Here is a 15,465-nt window from a genome sequence, read left to right on the forward strand (position 1 = left end):
GTGCAGACTTCGTTCGCACTACCGTGCCCATGCCTTCGGACTCCCCGGACCGGTCCGCATCTTGCGGCCTGCAAGGTGACAGCGGCAAGCCGGGACGTCACGGTTTCCAGCCAAGGGGGTCAGATCCCCTCTGCTGTGGCAGAAGGGATCTGACCCCAGCGCCGCCACCGGGATAAAAAAAGAGCCCGGATCACGGGGATCACAGGCTCCTCAAGCCGGCTCGAGGCCGGAGGACAGTGTTGTGGCGCAGGTCCGGTCCGAAGACCGGATGGCGCGATCCTACGCCGCCGCACAACTTAAGGCAACACATGATGTAATGTTATTCAAGTTATTGATTTTATTGAATCAATCGCGTTGCCACACCGATTCGATGAAATCCACGGCATGTTTTTCGGCGATTCGGGCATAAACCCCCGGGTAGCCAGCCAGGGCACAGCCTTCGCCCCAGCTGACGATGCCGAACTGGGTCCAGCCCTCCCGCAGGCGCAACAGCAGGGGCCCGCCCGAATCGCCCTGGCAGCTGTCGATGCCCTCGCGACCGGCACAGATCACCTTGCCGCGGGCCAGCTCGCCGGCGTATGCCTGCTGGCACTGCGTGAAGGGCACGAAGGGCGTCCGCACCGCCTGCAGCTCGGTCGGGTAGATCACGTCGTCATCGATGCCGGTGTCACCCCAGCCGATCACGGTGAAATCACGACCCGGCTTGAGATAGCTGGCGTCCGGACGCAGGCGCAGGGCAACCGGCTGCACGTCGGCCAGCGGCGCGCTGAGGTGGATCAGGGCCACGTCGTGCTCCAGGGTGTTGCCGCTGTTGAAGGCCGGATGCACGTGGATCGCCCTGATGTTGGATGCTCGAGGCGATGGCGCGGTGGCCAGCGTGGTGCTGCCGGCCAGCACCGCCAGCCGCGCGGGCGAGTTGCCCTGTACGCAGTGCGCGGCGGTCAGGATCCAGGACGGCGAGATCACCGTGCCGCCGCAGACGTGGCGGTCGAAGTCACTGTCCCCCAGCTCCAGGCCCTGCAGGCTGACCATGAACGGATACTCGCCGGGCACGGCCGGGGCGCCGCCGATGATGTGGGGCGACCCGGTCGCCGGTGCTGCTGCGGTGGCAGGAAAGATGGCAGCGGCCAGCAGGCCACCGAACAGCAAAGAGGTGCTGCGATACATATCCTTGTACTCCCTCTATCGATGATTGGAACCGGCGAAGCCGCGGTCCACGCCGGTGCATCGATTGGAAGGGCGACCACCCCCGCGCACTGCGAGCGGGCTCACAGTTCATCGGTGTGGGGACGGTCGCGTCATTACGGGAGCCACAATTGCGAACGCCATCCCGCATGCAGCGCGATGGCGTTCATGATGTCACCGTGATCGCTGTTGGTGCGGGACTCAGCGTGCAGCCAAAGCCGACGCGATTTCCTGCTGGATCGACCGCGCCGCTGCCTGCGGATCGGCCGCCAGGCGGATCGGTCGACCGACCACGATGGCGTCGGCGCCATCGGCAAACGCCTGGGCGACGCCGACGGTACGCTTCTGGTCGTCGCCGACCGGACCCCCGGGGCGGATGCCCGGGCAGACGATCGAGAAGCCGGCACCGCTCGCGGCACGGATCGGCGCGGCTTCCTGGCCTGATGCGATCACTCCGTCGATACCGGCGGCCTGCGCGGCCAGCGCGCGCTCGACCACCACGTCCACCGGCTCGCGGTCGATCCCCATCTGCGCCAGGTCCGGACGCCCCATCGAGGTCAGCACGGTGACCGCCAGCAGGCGCATGTCGCCGGTGCTGGCCGCGGCGCAGGCTTCCATCATTGCCGGATGCCAGCCGTGGATGGTGGCGTAACTGACCGGCCACTGCGACAGCCGCCGGATCACCGCCGCCGCGGTAGCGGGGATGTCGAAGAACTTCAGATCGACGAACACGCGCTTGTCGCGGCGCGCCAGCTCATCCAGCACCTGGAAGTAGTCACCGGACGCCAGCAGTTCCATGCCGATCTTGTAGAAGGCCACGCTCTCGCCGAGGCGGTCGACCCACTCCAGTGCCTGTACGCGGTCAGGGACATCCAGCGCGAAGATCAGGCGCTCATCGTCGCGCAGCGGCAGCGGTGCGCGGCTCACGGCGCGTAGTCCAGGGCAGCGCGCTTGGCCTCATGGCGTGCCTGGCGCGACTGGCTGTAGTCATTGTTGAACTGCGCCGGCTCGAAGCCGCCGTAGGTCGGGTTCGGCAGCATCCACCAGCGCTCGCCGAACCAGTCGTGGTACTGCTGCAGCAGTGCGTCACGGCCTTCATTGGTGTTGGCGGTCACTTCCACGAAGTCGCCCAGCTGGTCGCCGAACTGCATCAGCACGCGGTACTTCTGCCCGGCCAGGCGCCGGCGGCAGTTCTTCTCGCTGCCGGCCTGCTCGCAGCCTTCGACCACGGTGCCCAGGCCCAGGAACACGCTGTCATCGGCGACCGGCAGGCCCTGCTCGCGCAGGTTGGCCAGGGTCGCTTCCTTCAGGTGCACGGCGCGGTTGGAGATGTACAGAAGGGTCACGCCGCGGGCATTGGCCGCCTTGGCGAAATCGACTACGCCGGGAATCGCCTTGGCCTTCTTCTCCGCGACCCACTGGTCCCAGCTCAGCTCGTCGTATTCCTTGCCATCGCGCACCAGGCGCGCCTGGTAGGGCGAGTTGTCCAGCACGGTTTCGTCCACGTCCAGCACCACCGCGGGCTTCAGACCCTTGGCCTCGTTGCCGCGCTCTTCCGGCACCAGCGCGTCCCAGTGGGCTTCCTTCAGCGCGCCGTCCAGGCGGTCGGCGGCGGCACGGTAGGTCTGCTCGGTGATCGCGCGGTACTCCTGCGCGCGCTGCATCCACAGCACCGCGTTGAGGTTGTCGTTGGCGGTCGCTTCGCCGGCCGCCCCGGTCTTGGCAGCCGGGGCCACCGGAGCGGCCGCGTCGGTGGCCGGGGTCTCGACGCGCTTGCAGGCGGACAGACCCAGCAGCGCCGTGGCGAGCAGGGTGAGGGACAGGGAAACAGGACGACGCATGGCATTCACCGGCAACAGATATCGGCTCATTTTACCGGCAAAGGCGCCATCGGGACGGCTATGCTTGGCGGTTGACCCGATGCCTTCCCGGAGGCCGCCATGACCGATGCCATCCAGACCCCCGACCGTCCCCTGCTCGACCCCGTGCAGGCCCGCCTGCTGGGCTGCCTGGTGGAGAAGGAGGCGACCACGCCGGACACCTACCCGCTGACGGTCAACGCCGCCCAGTCGGCCGCCAACCAGAAGACCGCGCGCGAGCCGGTGATGAACGTCGACGCCGGCAGTGTCCAGCACGCGCTGCGCCAGCTGGAGTCGATGGGCCTGGCGCGCCAGCACTTCTCCTCGCGTGCAGACCGCTACGAGCATCGCCTGCAGGCCGCGCTGGACCTGACCCGGCAGCAGACCGTGCTGCTGGCGATGCTGCTGCTGCGCGGGCCGCAGACACTGGGCGAGCTGGTCACGCGCAGCGAGCGCCTGTACCACTTCGCCGACACCGACGAAGCCCGCCACGCCATCGAGCGCCTGCAGCAGCGTGAGCTGCTCATCGTGCTGCCGCGCGCCAGCGGCCAGCGCGAGGACCGCTATATGCACCTGCTGTGCGGCGAGGTGGACGCGGCGGCACTGGCGGCACGGTACGCAGGCGGTGCCGGTGGCAGCGAGCCGGCCGACCCGGGCCTGGCTGAACGGGTGGCCCAGCTGGAAGCGGCAGTGGCCGAACTGCAGGCGCAGCTGGCGGACCTGCGCGGCTGAGGCGGCCCGCCGGGCCTGGCCCAACGCTGTCGATGCGGTACAGGCGGACTAGCCGACCGGCGCCGCTCCCGGCGTGGCATACAGACGGCTGGGCGTGGCGATGCCCGGCAGCTGGATGACCCCCTGTTCGCACATGCCCAGGCCCAGCAGGATTTTCCCGGACACGACGTTGTCCAGGTCGGTGATGCCATAGAGGTCCTGCAGGCCAAGGGCGCCGCGCGCGTGGGTGAAGACCGCCCGCGCTGCTTCCCCCGCGTAGCCGTGCCCCGTGTACTCCGACAACAGTGCATAGCCGATGTCCGGTCCCGGCAGGCCGTCGCGCCGGACCAGCCCGGCATTGCCCAGCCAGGCGCCATCGGACAGACGCTCGATGGCATACATGCCGAACCCGTTCAACGCATAGCTGTGCAGCACGCGCAGGGCGATGTACTCGCGGGCCTGCGCTTCGCTGTGCACGTTGCGGTCACCAATGAAGCGCACGAAACCAGGATCGTTGAGCAGCGCCAGCATCGGCGCCGCATCACGATCTGGCTCGATGCGGCGGAGCCGCAGGCGTTCGCTTTCGATGGGATGCATGCGCAGACCTGTGGGTGGAGAGGCCCGATTGTAGGGCGATGTGCTGGGGTCAGAGCCCTTCCCTGCGGGAAGGGATCCGACCCCGGTCAGTCGAACAGGGCCTCGATCGCCGCCAGTCCCGCCGTTGCCCGCTCCTTCTTGCGCGCGGCATCGGCCACCGGGTCGGCGCCGTCGCGCTGGATCTCCTCGGCCGGGATCTCGTCGAAGAAGCGGCTGGGCTTGAGCCGCACATGCTCGCCGAACTTGCGGGTGAGCTTGCTGTAGCTCATCCACAGCTGGATCTTGGCGCGGGTGATACCCACGTACAGCAGCCGCCGCTCCTCCTGCAGGTTGCCTTCATCGAGGCTGACCTGGTGCGGCAGCACGCCGTCCTCGCAGCCGACGATGAAGACATACGGGAACTCCAGGCCCTTGGAGGCATGCAGGGTCATCATCCGCACCTGGTTGCCGCCCTCATCCTTGTCGCTGCGCGACAACAGTGCCAGCTGGCCGGCCAGATCGGCGGCGGTGGCACCGCGCGGACCGCCTTCAAACCACTGCGCAAGTTCCTCGATGTTGTTGGCGCGGCGCTGGTAGCTGGCCTCTTCCTTGGCCTGCTGGCGCAGCTCGCTGAGCAGGCCCGATTCCTTGGCGACCTTGCGGATCATGTCACCGGAGCTGACCTGCCGCATCTGTGCGCGCAGGTCGCGCAGGATGTCGGTGAAACGCGCCAGGCTGTTGGCAGCGCGCGGCGGCAGCTGTGACAGCGCGCCGATCGCCTCGGCCGCCTGCGCCATCGGCATGTCTTTTTCCGATGCCAGTTCGGCCAGCTTGGCCAGCGTTCCGGCACCCACGTCACGCTTGGGTGCTTGCACGGCACGCATGAATGCGGTGTCGTCGTCCGGGTTCACCAGCAGCCGCAGCCAGGCCAGCGTGTCCTTCACTTCCTGGCGCTCCAGGAACATGGTGCCGCCGGTCAGGTGATAGGGAATACGCAGCAGCTGCATCGCCTTCTCCAGCGGCCGCGACTGGAAGTTGCCGCGGAACAGGATGCAGAAGTCACTCCACGGCACGTTGCGCGACTGCGCCACGAAGGCGATCTCGGCGGCCACCTTCTCTGCCTCGTGCTCGCTGTTGCGGCATTCCCATACGCGAATGCGCTCACCGTCGGCCTGATCGCTCCACAGCTTCTTCAGGTGCTCGTGCGGGTTGTTGGCGATCAACGCATTGGCCGCGCGCAGCACGCGGTTGGAGCAGCGGTAGTTCTGCTCCAGCTTGATGATCTCCAGCGTGGGGTAGTCGCGCCCCATCTGCTGCAGGTTCTCGGGGTTGGCGCCACGCCAGGCGTAGATGGACTGGTCATCGTCACCTACGCAGGTGAAGTTGCCCTTGTCCCCGGCCAGCTGCTTGAGCAGGCGGTACTGCGCGTCGTTGGTGTCCTGGCATTCGTCCACCAGCAGGTAGCCGATGCGTTCGCGCCAGGCCAGGGCGATCTCCGGGTTCTCCTCCAGGATCTGCACCGGCAGGCGGATCAGGTCGTCGAAGTCGACCGCGTTGAACGCGGTCAGGCGCAGCTGGTAGCGCTCGTAGACGCTGGCTGCTTCCTTCTCGCGGTTGCTGCGCGCGGCAGCCATCGCCTGCTCGGGCGAGAGACCGGCATTCTTCGCCCGCGACACAAGGTTCTTCATGTCCTCGATATCGTCGGGCTTGGCGCCATGCATCAGGTCCTTGATCTGCGCGGCGGCGTCGTCGGCATCGAAGATCGAGAAGCCGCGCTTCAGGCCCACCGCCGCATGCTCGATCTGCAGGAACTTCAGGCCCAGGGCGTGGAAGGTGCAGATGGTCACCTCGTCGGCGTCCTGCTCGCGCAGACGCTTGGCCACACGTTCGCGCATCTCCTTGGCCGACTTGTTGGTGAAGGTGATCGCGGCGATGCGGCGGGCCGGGTAGCGGCCGCAGCCGATCAGGTGGGCGATCTTCTCCACGATCACGCGCGTCTTGCCGCTGCCGGCACCGGCCAGCACCAGCAACGGGCCTTCGATGTGCAGGACGGCGGCGGCTTGGGGAGGATTGAGACCGTGCATGATGGGCGGATTGTACCGGGCGGCCGGGCACCACCACAGAGTCGCCATCGCCCGGCCCGGCTTGCGATGGGCGCCGTCCGGTGCTATCAGTGGGCAGACGCATCAATGGAGTGATGTCATGAACACGCACACGCGCTTGTTCTGCCTGGTCATACTCGCGATGGCTGCGCCAGGCTTGGCGGTGGCCGCCGCGCCGGCGCTGGAGTGCAGGTTGCAACCGGCCAAGCCCATTCCCCGCGATGTACTCACCAACGGCTTCTTTGAGGCCCATCCTGACCTGCGATGGCGGGGTCATGCCCTGGGGCTGTATCGCGAGGGCAAGTACGCGCAGGCGCTGCGCAGCTTCCGCACTGCCGCGCTGTATGCCGACAAGTTCTCGCAGTCGATGGTGGCGCGGATGTACTGGCAGGGCGTCGGGACCGCCGTCGACCGGCCGTTGGCCTATGCCTGGATGGATCTGGCCGCCGAGCGGATGTACCACGATTTCCTGCGCCAGCGCGAACTCTACTGGGAGCAGCTGGACGAGACCGAACGCGCACAGGCCGTGCACCGGGGCCAGGCCGTGTATGCACGCTTCGGCGATGCCCAGGCCAAGCCGCGCATGGAGAGGAAGCTGCGCCAGGGCCTTGGCCAGATCACCGGCTCGCGTACGGGCCATATCTCGCCCGGGCTGATGGTGGCGTCGCGTTCGGGGCCCGACGCTATGCCCGGCCTGGTTACCCCTCAGGTGCCGGCGCAGCTGGTCTACGACAAGGCCTGGTGGGATCCCCAGCGGTACTGGTGCAACCAGGATGCGTTCTGGGCCCGCCCACTGGATGCCTCCGTCGAAGTGGGCGAACTGGAGCAGCTGCCGAACGTGCCACCGGCAGCGAAGTAGCCTGCGGCCGGCTGCGCAGCGGATGCGTACAATTGGCCGATGGCCAAGCTCTACTTCTACTACTCGGCGATGAACGCCGGCAAGACCACCACCCTGCTGCAGAGCGCGCACAATTATCGCGAGCGCGGCATGCGGGTGGCGATCCTGACCCCGCGCCTGGATGATCGCGCGGGCGCAGGCGTGGTGGCCTCGCGCATCGGGCTGCGCGCCGAAGGCATGGCGTTCGACCGCGACACCGACCTGCAGCGCTGGGCCGAACAGGACCTGGCATCGAACGGGCCGATGGGCTGCCTGCTGGTGGACGAAGCACAGTTCCTGACCCGCGCGCAGGTCTGGCAGCTCAGCGAAGTGGTCGACCAGCTGCGCATCCCGGTGCTGTGCTACGGGTTGCGCACCGATTTCCGCGGTGAACTGTTCGAAGGCAGCCAGTACCTGCTGGCATGGGCCGACGAGATGCAGGAGATCAAGACCATCTGCCACAGCGGCAAGAAGGCGATCATGACCGTCCGTGTGGATGAGCATGGGCATGCCGTGCAGGACGGCCCGCAGGTGGAGATCGGCGGCAACGACCGCTATGTGTCGGTGAGCCGGGCCGAGTTCAAGAAGATCACCCGCGGTGAAGGCCGCATCGAGCCGATGCAGGCACCCTTGCCGCTGTAGGCGGTGTTTGGCAGGGCTGCGCTCACCTGCAGAAGCAACGTCAACGTCGAATGAAACTGTGGGGTCAGATCCGTTTCCCTTCGGGAAAAGGGATCTGACCCCATCGACGTATCCAACTCACCCCGGGAAACTGCCCATCCACAGGAAGCCAGCTTCTGACGTTGCTCCAGCGTCTGCGGATGGGGGGCTGCAAGCCCTGCAAACCGACACCCACTCAGTACAGCGTCCGCTCCGGTGCACCGGCCGGCGGCGGCGTGTACTGGTACAGCCAGGTTTCTGTCAGCGGCTTGCCACCGCTGCGCAGGTACAGGCGGATGTCGATCTGTTCGGTGCTGCCCTCCGGCGGCACCAGGTCGAACATCGCGCGGTAACCGTCGATCTCGCGCAGCGGACGCGCCGATACGATCTCGACACGGCCCCGGCTGGTTTCCACCACTGCCTCGACCTCGGCCTTGTCGATCAGCTTGGCCAGTTCGCCGCCTTCGAAGTCCACGGCGAAGCGCCACGAGAAGTACTCGCGCTTCTTGCCGACCACACCGCCCAGCCCCGTGCGGCTGGCCACGCAATGCGCCAGCGGTGGCCGTGCCGGCGGCTCGGCGCCCCAGTACAGGCGGTAGCCGACCAGCAGCTCCTGTCCCGGCTGCGGCTTCTCCTTCGGATTCCAGAAGGCGACGATGTTGTCGAAGGTCTCATCGACCGTGGGGATCTCCACCAGCTGCACCGAGCCCTCGCCCCATTCGCCCTTCGGCTCGATCCACAGGCAGGGCCGCTTCTCATAGAAGACGCCGTCGTCCTGGTAGTGATCGAAGTTGCGGTCGCGCTGCAGAAGGCCGAAGCCACGCGGATTGCGGTCGACGAACATGTTGAAGCGCAGGTTGCGCGGATTGCACAGCGGCCGCCAGATCCACTCACCGGCCCCGGTCCACATCGACAGGCCATCGGTATCGTGGATCTCCGGGCGCCAGTCCCAGTCCATGCGGCGGTCGTTCTCACCCACCTGGTACATGCTGGTGCACGGCGCGATGCCCAGGCGCTCGATCGCCTTGCGCGGATAGAGCGCACTGTCGATGTCCATCAGCAGCACATCGCCGTTGGTGATGGCGAAGCGGTAGGCGCCGGCTACGCTGGGCGAGTCCAGCAACGCATAGACGATGATGGTGTCCGAATCGGCGGCAGGCTGTTCGAGGTAATAGGCGATGAAGTCGGGAAACTCCTCCGGCCTGCCCATGCCGGTATCGATCGCCAGTCCGCGCGCGGACTGCCCGTACTGGCCTTCCTTGCCGACCGCGCGGAAATAGCTGGCGCCAAGGAACGCCGCGAAATCGCGGTCGGTATCCTTGCGGGTGTTCAGGCGGAACCCGGCGAAGCCCAGGTCCGCCGGCAGTTCGCCGTTGCGGATCCCGCTCTTGCCGTAGTTGAACGCTGCACCGTCATACGCCAGTTCCTGCGCCTGGCCGTCGACCACGTCGAACATGCGCACCGGCGAATGGAAGTACAGGCCCAGGTGGAAGAACTTGGCCTGGAACTTGCCGGGCTGATCGGCCCACAGCGCGTGGTCCTGGCGATAGCTGATGGACTGGTACTGGTCCCAGTCCAGCGCTTCAAGCCGGCCCGGCAGCACCCGCTTGTGGCTCTGGTAGGGGGCCTGTGCCAGTGCGCGTGCCTGCCCCTTCAGGGTGGCGAAGCTGAACGGCTGCGGCTGGCCGAGGCGGCGCAGGCCGACCTGGCCGTTCCTGCTGGCAGCGCAGGCGGGCAGGGACGGCAGGCCGAAGGCTGCCAGGGCCAGGGAGGCGTTGCGGATGAAGTCGCGTCGTTGCATGCAGGCGCGTCAGGCACAGGGAAGGGTCGGCCATCATAGGCAGACAAACGTTAACGGGCAGCGGAGGGCGCAACCTCCCATTCAGCTGCCGCTGGCTGGACCGCCTCAGCGCTGGCAGTGGCTGCACCACACGCTGGCACGCTGGCCGATCATGGCGTGCTTGAGCGGGCGTCCGCAGGTCGGGCAGGGCAACCCGTCGCGGCCATAGACCAGCAGTTCCTGCTCGAAGTAGCCCGGTGCGCCATCGGGGCTGATGAAATCACGCAGTGTGGTGCCACCGCGGGTGATCGCGTAGCCCAGCGTTTCCTTCACCGCGGTGGCCAGCCGCTGGTAGCGCTCGCGTGAGACCTTGCCGGCCTCGCGCAGCGGGCTGATGCCGGCCTTGAACAGGCTCTCGGCGGCATAGATGTTACCGACGCCCACGACCACCGCCTGGTCCATGAGGAAGGTCTTGACCGGGGCGCTGCGGCCTCGGCTGCGGGCGAACAGGTAATCGCCATGGAAGGCCTCGTCCAGCGGTTCAGGCCCCAGCCCCTGCAGCAGCGGATGGACCTGCCCGGCCGGTTGCCAGAGCAGGCTGCCGAAGCGGCGCGGATCGTTGAAGCGCAGCAGGCGCCCGTTGTCCAGGCTGATATCCACGTGGTCATGTGGCCGCAGTGGGGTATCTCCGGGCAGTACACGCAGGCTGCCGGACATGCCCAGATGCAGTACGGCGCTGCCGATGGCCGTGTCCAGCAGCAGGTACTTCGCGCGCCGGCGGATGCCTTCGATGCGCTGTCCCGGCAGCAGCTGCGCAATCTCCGGCGGAATCGGCCAGCGCAGGTCGGCGCGGCGCAGGATCACGCCGTGGACGCGGCGGTCCTGCAGATGCGGGGCCAGGCCGCGGCGGGTGGTTTCGACTTCGGGCAGTTCAGGCATGCCCCGATTCTACGCCCGCTCAACGCGGGGGCGCGGACAGCTCACGGGCGTCGAGAAACCCGTCACCGTTGGCATCCTGCTTGTGGAAGCGCTGCACGATGACCTGCCGCTGCTGCTCGCGGGTGATCGCTCTGCCCTTGCCACCGGGCAGTTCATCGGCAGTCAGCACGCCGTCGCCATTGTGGTCCATGCGGTCGAAGGCATACAGCATCCACTGCACGTACTCGGTCTCGCTGACCCGGCCGTCGCCGTCGCTGTCCATCTTCTGCAGGTAGCTGCGGGTGTCGCTGACCTGGGCCGGGGCGGCGGCCGGCAGCAGCGCGGCCAGCAGCAGCGCCCCTGCCCTCATGCGCCCACCAGCGTGTAGCCCTTCAGCCGTTCGGCATAGGCCTGCAGCGCCGCGATTCCGCTCCCCTCGGCCTCGCGGCACCACGCCTGCAGGTGTCGCAGGCGCTCGGCGGCATCGTGCCCGCGCGCCTCCAGCAGCGCAGCCAGCCGCGCGCGGTATTCGACCAGCACACGGATGCGCGGGCGTTGCGCCACCCATTCGCTGAGCTGGGCACGGTTGTCCGGCTTCAGCCAGCGCCCATCGTTGACCAGGCCACGGCGCAGCCGCCGCGGCAGCAGCCGACGCAGCTTGGCGCCCGCCTGGGCGGCCTCCTCGCGCAGGGCCGGCATGAAGACGTTGCGCTGGTAATCGGTCATCGCCTGGAAGCGATGCGAAAGCAGTGCCTTCAGGGTTTCGGCGTCGGGCACGGCGATGTTCGGGCGCACATCCATCGCCGGTGCGACGCGCAGCACCCTGGCCAGGCGCAGGGCCTGCAGCAGGCGGATCGCGCACCAGCCGATGTCGACTTCCCAGCGCCGCATGGCAAAGCGTGCCGAACTGGGGAAGGCATGGTGGTTGTTGTGCAGTTCCTCGCCACCGATCCAGACGCCCCACGGTGTCAGGTTGGTGGAGGTGTCGGCCGATTCGTAGTTGCGGTAACCCCACCAGTGCCCCAGGCCATTGACCACGCCGGCCGCCCAGAACGGAATCCACGCCATCTGGATCGCCCACAGTGCTACGCCCGGCAGGCCGAACAGTACGCTGTTGATGGCCAGCAGCAGCACCGGGCCGAGGGTCGCATGCGGGGTATACAGGTGGCGCTCGATGGCATCGTCGGGCGTGCCGCGTCCATACTGCTCGATATCCGCGCGCATGCCGCGTGCTTCCCGATACAGCTCCACTCCCCGCCAGAACACCGTGCCGATGCCGCGCGTGACCGGGCTGTGCGGGTCGTCCTCGGTCTCCACCTTGGCGTGGTGCTTGCGATGGATGGCCACCCACTCGCGGGTGATCATCGAGGTTGTCAGCCACAGCCAGAAGCGGAACACGTGGGCCAGTGCCGGATGGAAATCGACGCCGCGATGGGCCTGGCTGCGATGCAGGTAGAGCGTCACCGAGAAGATGGTGATCTGGGTGAAGACCAGCAGCACCGCCAGCATGGCCCACCCTCCCAGGCCGAGCACGCCACCGGTCAACAGGGATATCAGGGCATCGGACATGGAGGCTCTCCGGATCGCACGGGGATGGCAGACATCATGGCCGCTTGCGTTGCAAACTGCACCTCTGACCGCGGTGCGCCAGCACCGCTTCCGTGGCACCGTTCACAGTTGGGGACCTGAGTTGTCGAGCCTGGATCCGCGCGCCCGCGCCGTTGTCGCCGTCCCGTCCGCCGGGGAGCGGCCGCCGTTGATCGAACTGGACCGCGCCAGCGTGATGCGCGGCCAGGTGAAGGTCCTGCATGGGCTGAGCCTGCGCATCGCGCAGGGCCAGCACACCGCCCTGCTCGGCCCGAATGGCTGCGGCAAATCGACCTTCATCAAGCTGATCACCCGCGAGCTCTACCCGCTGGCGCAGGGCGACGGCGCGGTCGCGGTGAAGGTGCTGGGCCAGAACCGCTGGCAGGTGGACCGGCTGCGCTCGCAGCTGGGCATCGTCACCGGTGACCTCAGCAGCACGCTGTCCGAGATGCCGGGGCTCACCGTCGAGCAGGCCGTGCTGTCCGGTTTCTTCGCCAGCTGCGTGGTGCCGGCTTTCCGTGAGGTGACCGCCGAGATGCGTGCCCGCGCCGGCGAGACACTGGCGATGACCGGTGCGCTGGCCCTGCGCGAGCGCGCCTATGCAGAGCTCTCTGCCGGCGAGACGCGCCGGGTGCTGATCGCGCGCGCGCTGGTGAACCGGCCGCAGGCGCTGCTGCTGGACGAACCCTCCACCGGCCTGGATCTGGTCGCCCGCCAGCAGCTGATCGCGACCATGCGGGCACTGGCGCAGCAGGGCATCACCCTGGTGCTGGTGACCCATCACATCGAAGAGGTCATTCCCGAGATCGAGCGGGTGGTGCTGCTGCGCGACGGCCGCGTGCTGGCTGACGGCAGTCGGGCCACGCTGCTGTGTGACGAGCCTCTGTCGGAGGTGTTCGGCGGGCCGATCCGGGTGGTTGAACAGGATGGCCGGCTGACGGCGTACGCGGGGTGAGCAGTACGCCTGCGCAGTGCCGGCGTCGGCGTGGCGCTGCAGGCGGTGCAGGGTAGCGGGCCGGCATTCCGGCCCGCCACGTCATGCCTCAGAACCGCAACGCGACTGCGCGTGACTCGATCGGTGCCATCCGGCTCTGGTCATGCAACTGCAGCTCGCGCAGTTCGAAGGGGGCACCGAAGCCGGCCGGCAGCGCTGCCTGGTCGAACGGCAGCACCAGCTGGCCGCGACCGGGACCGTCGAACCATGCGGCGGCGTGCGCCTGCGCGACCGGACGCAGTTGGCCATCCGGGCCCGTGGCGTGCAGGGTGCCGCGCGCTTCGTAGCGCCCGGCGGCGGCGACCTGCAACGGCAGCGCCACGCGCCGGCTGGCCTGGTCCGGTGTGGCCCGCCCGACGAAGCGGGCGGTCGGCCGGGCTACGGCGAAGGCGACCTTGCCGTCGCGCAGTACGCCATCGGCCTGGGCGAACACCTGCAGTTCCCACAGGCCCTGCGTGTTGCTGGCCTCGGCGGGAATCCGTACCTGCGCGTGCAGGCTGCCGTCAGTCGTACGCAGCAACCGCTGCGGCCAGCTGCGGCCATCGGGTGCGACCAGCAAGGCTTCGCCGCCCAGTCCCCCGCGACGCGCCTGCAGCTGGGCGGGACTGGCTCCGTCTTCAAGCAGGCGTGCCCGCAGCTGTACGCTGCCGCCGGCCAGGACCTGCGCCTGGCTGGCCTGCACCTCCAGCCGCAACGGGCTGTTGGGTTCAAGCACCTGTACGACGTAGCGGCCCTGCGCCTGCGCGCTCTGCAGGCGGTAATTTCCCGCAGCACTGCCCGTGCCGGTGCGCAGCATGCTGCTGCCTTCGCCCACGGGCATGCCGGCGTCCTGCAGCTGCCGCGCGTCGACGGCGCGGGCGACGCTGCTGCGGCCGGCCGGATCCCGGACCTGCAGTGACTGCGCCGGAACCGCGCGCGCACCGGCTGCCGGGCTCAGCTGGATCACCGCATCGGGGGCGGTCAGCGGCAGCTCCAGGCCACGTTGCAGCTGCGCGCCATCGACCTGCTGCCAGTAGCTGCGGCTGACCGAGGCGTAGGGCGTGGAGGCCTGCAGGGCCTGCGCCGGGTCCAGTGCCCAGGCAAACGCCAGGGGCGCGTGTTCGCTGTCGTCAGGCGGCAGCGGTGCGGCCACCAGCGTGGCCACCACCTGGTCGCCGGGGAGGGAGCGCAGCGGCTGCGCAGCGTGCACCGTGACGGAGGCTGTGGCCAGGGCTGCCAGCACGGCGGTGGTCAGCGGAAGGGAAATCATCGTCATCGTCGTCGTCCTCACTGGGCCAGGTCGTTGCGCAGGATGGCGCCCAGGCCGAAGCACTCGCGGCGGCTCTGGTTGTGGCTCAACGGCTCGGCGCCCTGGGTACGCGCCGTGTCGGTGAACCAGGTGCTGCCCGCTGCCTTCTGGCTGCTGCACTCCAGGAATCCGTCCGAGCACGAGGACAGCCAGTTCTGGGTGAACTCCAGGCCGACGTTGGCCGCGTAGCCGCCGCAGTAGCTGTTGCTGTCCCACACGGCCGATTCGACATCGCTGCCGACCACCGCGCGGAACGGCTTGGGCAGTGCCGGCCGACCGGCCGTGCCGTACAGGTTCTGCGCGTTGTAGGTGGCCATGCTGGCGACCTGCTGCATACGCACGGCATCGTTCTTGTAACCGAGCAGCCAGCCCAGCGAGGTTTCGAAGGTGTTGCCGTTGAGCACGGCATCGGCCAGCGGCGTACCCGCCGATGAGGGTGCCAGCGCGTTGACCTTGCGCACCGTGCGGATGATGTTCGGGTAGCGGCTGTCGTAGGTCGGGTTGGAGAGGATCCAGCGCATCACGTTGCCGCCGTTGGAATGGGTGATGACCACCAGCTGGGTGATGCCGCGGCTGTTGATGAAGCCGGTGAGCTGGTCGGCCAGGCAGCCGGCGGCTTCCGGCTTCCACATGTACTGCGTGAAATCGCAGTTGATGACCACATAGTTGCTGCTGTTCGGCAGCCCCTGGCGGACGGTGTCGATGATCGCCGGTTGCCAGTAGTCCTGGGTGGCGTTGGTCTGCGCGCCGGTGCCGTGCACGAAGGCCACGCCGACCACATCGGCGGCGGTGGCCGGCGTGACGGCCATGGTGGCGAGCAGGACCAGGACGGTACTTCCTGTTGCGGTGCTGCGCATCGCTTCTCTCCCTCTGTCAGCGGATCCCCCCGACCCGGCTGGAATGGAATGGCACGCATGCCATCGTTGCG

At 68.0% G+C, this 15,465-nt stretch carries 15 protein-coding genes; 4 read left to right on the forward strand and 11 right to left on the reverse strand.

Going from position 1 to position 15,465, the window contains the following annotated elements; translation table 11 throughout:
* Positions 1 to 345 precede the first annotated feature (345 nt).
* The 3 genes from AC06FB_RS09400 to AC06FB_RS09410 form a co-directional block, all read right to left on the reverse strand.
* The gene (locus AC06FB_RS09400; protein ID WP_065182122.1) at positions 346 to 1,167 is read right to left on the reverse strand and encodes a serine protease; all 822 of its coding nucleotides are present in this window, start codon (positions 1,165 to 1,167) and stop codon (positions 346 to 348) included.
* 219 nt (positions 1,168 to 1,386) lie between these two features.
* A complete protein-coding gene (gene pyrF / locus AC06FB_RS09405; RefSeq protein ID WP_180876196.1) occupies positions 1,387 to 2,112 on the reverse strand; it encodes an orotidine-5'-phosphate decarboxylase in 726 nt (241 codons plus the stop codon).
* The gene (locus tag AC06FB_RS09410) at positions 2,109 to 3,026 is read right to left on the reverse strand and encodes a 5'-nucleotidase, lipoprotein e(P4) family (RefSeq protein WP_128987646.1); all 918 of its coding nucleotides are present in this window, start codon (positions 3,024 to 3,026) and stop codon (positions 2,109 to 2,111) included. Before AC06FB_RS09410 ends, pyrF begins: the two co-directional genes overlap by 4 nt.
* A gap of 99 nt (positions 3,027 to 3,125) precedes the next feature.
* On the opposite strand from AC06FB_RS09410, the gene AC06FB_RS09415 reads away from it, so the two are divergent.
* Positions 3,126 to 3,776: a YceH family protein gene (locus tag AC06FB_RS09415; protein ID WP_478053617.1), complete on the forward strand. Its 651-nt coding sequence runs from the start codon at positions 3,126 to 3,128 to the stop codon at positions 3,774 to 3,776.
* A gap of 48 nt (positions 3,777 to 3,824) precedes the next feature.
* Here AC06FB_RS09415 and AC06FB_RS09420 read toward each other — a convergent pair whose 3' ends face one another.
* Together AC06FB_RS09420 and AC06FB_RS09425 are read right to left on the reverse strand one after the other, a co-directional pair.
* Positions 3,825 to 4,352 carry a GNAT family N-acetyltransferase gene (locus tag AC06FB_RS09420; RefSeq protein ID WP_053516055.1) on the reverse strand — a complete coding sequence of 176 codons (528 nt, stop codon included), beginning with the start codon at positions 4,350 to 4,352 and terminating at the stop codon, positions 3,825 to 3,827.
* An 86-nt stretch (positions 4,353 to 4,438) separates the two neighbouring features.
* Positions 4,439 to 6,415 carry a UvrD-helicase domain-containing protein gene (locus AC06FB_RS09425; RefSeq protein ID WP_065182170.1) on the reverse strand — a complete coding sequence of 659 codons (1,977 nt, stop codon included), beginning with the start codon at positions 6,413 to 6,415 and terminating at the stop codon, positions 4,439 to 4,441.
* A gap of 118 nt (positions 6,416 to 6,533) precedes the next feature.
* Between AC06FB_RS09425 and AC06FB_RS09430 the strand changes: the two genes are divergently transcribed.
* Together AC06FB_RS09430 and AC06FB_RS09435 are read left to right on the forward strand one after the other, a co-directional pair.
* A complete protein-coding gene (locus AC06FB_RS09430; RefSeq protein WP_053516053.1) occupies positions 6,534 to 7,292 on the forward strand; it encodes an SEL1-like repeat protein in 759 nt (252 codons plus the stop codon).
* Positions 7,293 to 7,331: 39 nt separating this feature from the next.
* On the forward strand, positions 7,332 to 7,952 hold the full coding sequence (locus tag AC06FB_RS09435) for a thymidine kinase (RefSeq protein ID WP_053516051.1): 621 nt from the start codon (positions 7,332 to 7,334) through the stop codon (positions 7,950 to 7,952).
* A gap of 214 nt (positions 7,953 to 8,166) precedes the next feature.
* On the opposite strand, the gene AC06FB_RS09440 is transcribed toward AC06FB_RS09435, so the two are convergent.
* From AC06FB_RS09440 to AC06FB_RS09455, 4 genes are all read right to left on the reverse strand, one after another.
* A complete protein-coding gene (locus AC06FB_RS09440) occupies positions 8,167 to 9,771 on the reverse strand; it encodes an OpgD/OpgG family glucan biosynthesis protein (RefSeq protein WP_053516049.1) in 1,605 nt (534 codons plus the stop codon).
* A 105-nt stretch (positions 9,772 to 9,876) separates the two neighbouring features.
* Positions 9,877 to 10,689, reverse strand: a complete 813-nt coding sequence (gene mutM / locus AC06FB_RS09445) for a bifunctional DNA-formamidopyrimidine glycosylase/DNA-(apurinic or apyrimidinic site) lyase (protein WP_053516047.1) — start codon at positions 10,687 to 10,689, stop codon at positions 9,877 to 9,879.
* Positions 10,690 to 10,708: 19 nt separating this feature from the next.
* Positions 10,709 to 11,038, reverse strand: coding sequence for a hypothetical protein (locus tag AC06FB_RS09450; RefSeq protein ID WP_197572617.1), 330 nt, complete (start codon positions 11,036 to 11,038; stop codon positions 10,709 to 10,711).
* A complete protein-coding gene (locus AC06FB_RS09455; RefSeq protein ID WP_053516042.1) occupies positions 11,035 to 12,237 on the reverse strand; it encodes a DesA family fatty acid desaturase in 1,203 nt (400 codons plus the stop codon). Before AC06FB_RS09455 ends, AC06FB_RS09450 begins: the two co-directional genes overlap by 4 nt.
* Positions 12,238 to 12,451: 214 nt before the next feature.
* Between AC06FB_RS09455 and AC06FB_RS09460 the strand changes: the two genes are divergently transcribed.
* On the forward strand, positions 12,452 to 13,210 hold the full coding sequence (locus tag AC06FB_RS09460; protein WP_231107769.1) for an ABC transporter ATP-binding protein: 759 nt from the start codon (positions 12,452 to 12,454) through the stop codon (positions 13,208 to 13,210).
* 88 nt (positions 13,211 to 13,298) lie between these two features.
* Here the strand turns inward: AC06FB_RS09460 and AC06FB_RS09465 are convergent, their stop codons facing one another.
* Complete coding sequence (locus tag AC06FB_RS09465; protein WP_478053618.1) at positions 13,299 to 14,504, reverse strand: DUF4785 domain-containing protein; 1,206 nt, start codon at positions 14,502 to 14,504, stop codon at positions 13,299 to 13,301.
* 11 nt (positions 14,505 to 14,515) lie between these two features.
* The gene (locus tag AC06FB_RS09470; RefSeq protein WP_065182116.1) at positions 14,516 to 15,394 is read right to left on the reverse strand and encodes a hypothetical protein; all 879 of its coding nucleotides are present in this window, start codon (positions 15,392 to 15,394) and stop codon (positions 14,516 to 14,518) included.
* Between the last annotated feature and the right edge of the window lie 71 nt (positions 15,395 to 15,465).

This window comes from Stenotrophomonas sp. Steno-C15, assembly GCF_056393265.1.